This window comes from Selenomonadales bacterium, assembly GCA_017442105.1.
In the GTDB taxonomy this organism is placed as follows: domain Bacteria; phylum Bacillota; class Negativicutes; order RGIG982; family RGIG982; genus RGIG982.
This window is the reverse complement of record JAFSAX010000190.1, coordinates 1-2,593: the sequence shown is the minus strand read 5'-3', so window position 1 is coordinate 2,593 and position 2,593 is coordinate 1. Positions and strand designations below refer to the sequence as shown.

The following is a 2,593-nucleotide window of genomic DNA, read 5'->3' as shown; positions in this document are numbered from 1 at the left end:
CATTTTATCCCTTTTTATTGATAAAATCAATATTTTTTCCTATTTTTGTTATATTTTTAAATTAAAATTTATTATTTTTATATCTATTGACTTATTTGGTATTTTCTCATAAAAACGATCAACCGAACCGTTCACCACAGCTCGGTTGAAAATCTTTTTTATAATACACTCTCTACTTATGAACAGCCAGATACTCCTCAGCATAATGTGCCGCAACAGCACCGTCTGCCGCCGCCGTGATAACCTGGCGCAGTACCTTCGTACGCACATCACCAACTGCGAATACGCCATCCAGATTCGTCCGTGTCGATTCGTCTGCTACGATATAGCCATTATCATCAAGCACAAGCTGACCATCGAACAGCGCCGTCGCAGGACTGCGACCAATGCTGACGAACAATCCGTCCACTTGAAGCTCCGACACCTCGCCCGTATTGACATCGCGGAGCATCAATCCACTCAATCGTCCATCACCCTTAAGCTCACTGATCGTACTGTTCCAACGGAATTCGATATTTTCCGCTTTGTGAAGCGGATCATGGTATATCTTCGTCGCACGAAGCGTATCTCTGCGATGGATCAAGATGACCTTCTTGCAGATACGCGACAAAATAAGCGCATCAGCAGCTGCCGAATTACCACCGCCTACGATGGCAACCGTCTTACCACGATAAAACATACCGTCGCAAGCAGCACAATACGCAACACCCTTGCCAACGAACTTCTCTTCATTCTCTACACCGAGATATCTATGCTCCGCACCCGTCGCGATCACGACCGTCCGTGCAAAAAACTCGCCCTCGCTCGTATTGATCCTCTTAACAGGTTCATCAAGCACAGCCGAATAGACCTCTACCATCTCCGATTTGGCACCGAATCGTTCCGCCCCTGCCTGCATCTTCTCTCCGAGCGAAAAGCCATCAATCCCCTCATCATATCCGGGATAATTATCTATCTGCATCGTCTGCGTCATCTGTCCGCCCGCCGACATCTTCTCCAACACCAACGTATCAAGACCTGCCCGCGTCGCATAAAGCGCCGCCGTATACCCCGCAGGCCCTCCACCGATCACGATCATATCATAAATGTGCTTCATCATAATACCTCCTTCATCCACCATTATCCAACATCCACCGTTTCACGGATCCACGCATCGATCTGCGCCTTCGACGCAGGATTGACAACATCACCAAGCGCCTGCCCATCCTTGAACAGCACAAGCGTCGGCACCAACTCGATTCCATGCTCCTCAGCAAGCTTCGGCGACACATCAATATCGACTGCACCTACCATAAGCTTACCGTCATACTGCTCCGCCACCTTCTTCAGCACAGGCTCAATACGACGACAATATACACACCACGGTGCTCCGAACTCTACCAAAACAGGCTGCCCTCCACCGATCACTTCCGCAAAATTCATTCCATCTATCTTCATCATAGCCATATTCATAGCTCCTCTCGTTTTTTTTTTATTATACCAACCACCATATCCATCTTCTGTGACATTATCACATAATATATACATCTAGTATATTATGTGATATACAACCGTATCCCAACATATAATTGACAGCTTCCCCCTTCATCCCTTATACTGCAAACAAGGAGGGAGCATAATGGACTTTTCTTTATACTTTCCTATTTGGGACAAACTAACCCCCGATGAACAACGATACCTCTCGCAAAACATCCTCTTCCGAAAAGTGACCAAAGGAACCGTCATCCACGACGGCAACATCAGCTGTACAGGCCTTCTCCTCGTCGGCTCGGGACAACTGCGCTCCTATATGCTCTCCGAAGACGGCCGCGAGCTCACCTTATACCGTCTGTTCGAACACGACATGTGCCTATTCTCCGCAGCCTGCATGATGACCAGCCTTCAATTCGAAGTCATCATCGAAGCCGAAAAAGACACCGAACTTTGGATCATCTTACCGAACGCATACAAAAAACTGATGGAATCGTCAGCCACCGTTGCCAACTACACCTGCGAACTCATGGCCACACGCTTCTCTGAGATCATCTGGCTTCTCGAACAGATCCTCTGGAAAAGCTTCGACAAACGCCTCTCCGCCTTCCTCCTGGAAGAATCGCGCCTCGAAAACAGCCACATCCTCAAGATCACCCATGAAACGATCGGCAACCATATGGGCAACCCGCGCGAAGTCGTAACAAGAATGCTCCGCTACTTCCAAAACGAAGGCTCTATCAAACTCTCCCGCGGTACCATCGAAATACTCGACCGCACAAAACTAAAACAACTCGCAGAATAAAAATACAAGGGCACCGACTCGAATCGGTACCCTTTTTATTTACCCATTTTCATATGACCTTTCTCTCTCAGATAATCAACACAGACATTTACGCCTCATCGATCATCTCCAAAATCTGATGTTTCGGTTTCATGCCGACCGACTGATTCACGACCTCGCCATTCTTCAGCACAACAAGCATCGGAATACTCATCACGCCGAACTTCTCCGCGAGCTCAACCTCCTCATCGACATTGACCTTACCCACCTTGATATCGGGATTCTCCTCCGCGATCTCCTCAACGATCGGTACCACCCTGCGGCAAGGACCACACCATG

The 2,593-nt window shown here is 48.0% G+C and carries 4 protein-coding genes; 1 reads left to right on the top strand and 3 read right to left on the bottom strand.

Features of this window, described 5'->3' with window-relative positions:
• Positions 1-172 precede the first annotated feature (172 nt).
• Entirely contained in the window at positions 173-1,099 is a 927-nt protein-coding gene (trxB, locus tag IJN28_07490) for a thioredoxin-disulfide reductase (GenBank protein ID MBQ6713610.1), read from the bottom strand.
• Positions 1,100-1,119: 20 nt separating this feature from the next.
• The gene (locus tag IJN28_07485; protein MBQ6713609.1) at positions 1,120-1,446 is read right to left on the bottom strand and encodes a thioredoxin family protein; all 327 of its coding nucleotides are present in this window, start codon (positions 1,444-1,446) and stop codon (positions 1,120-1,122) included.
• Between the two features lie 172 nt (positions 1,447-1,618).
• On the opposite strand from IJN28_07485, the gene IJN28_07480 reads away from it, so the two are divergent.
• The gene (locus IJN28_07480; GenBank protein MBQ6713608.1) at positions 1,619-2,275 is read left to right on the top strand and encodes a Crp/Fnr family transcriptional regulator; all 657 of its coding nucleotides are present in this window, start codon (positions 1,619-1,621) and stop codon (positions 2,273-2,275) included.
• Between the two features lie 88 nt (positions 2,276-2,363).
• Here the strand turns inward: IJN28_07480 and IJN28_07475 are convergent.
• The coding region (locus IJN28_07475) for a thioredoxin family protein (GenBank protein ID MBQ6713607.1) at positions 2,364-2,593 on the bottom strand (230 nt) is incomplete at its 5' end.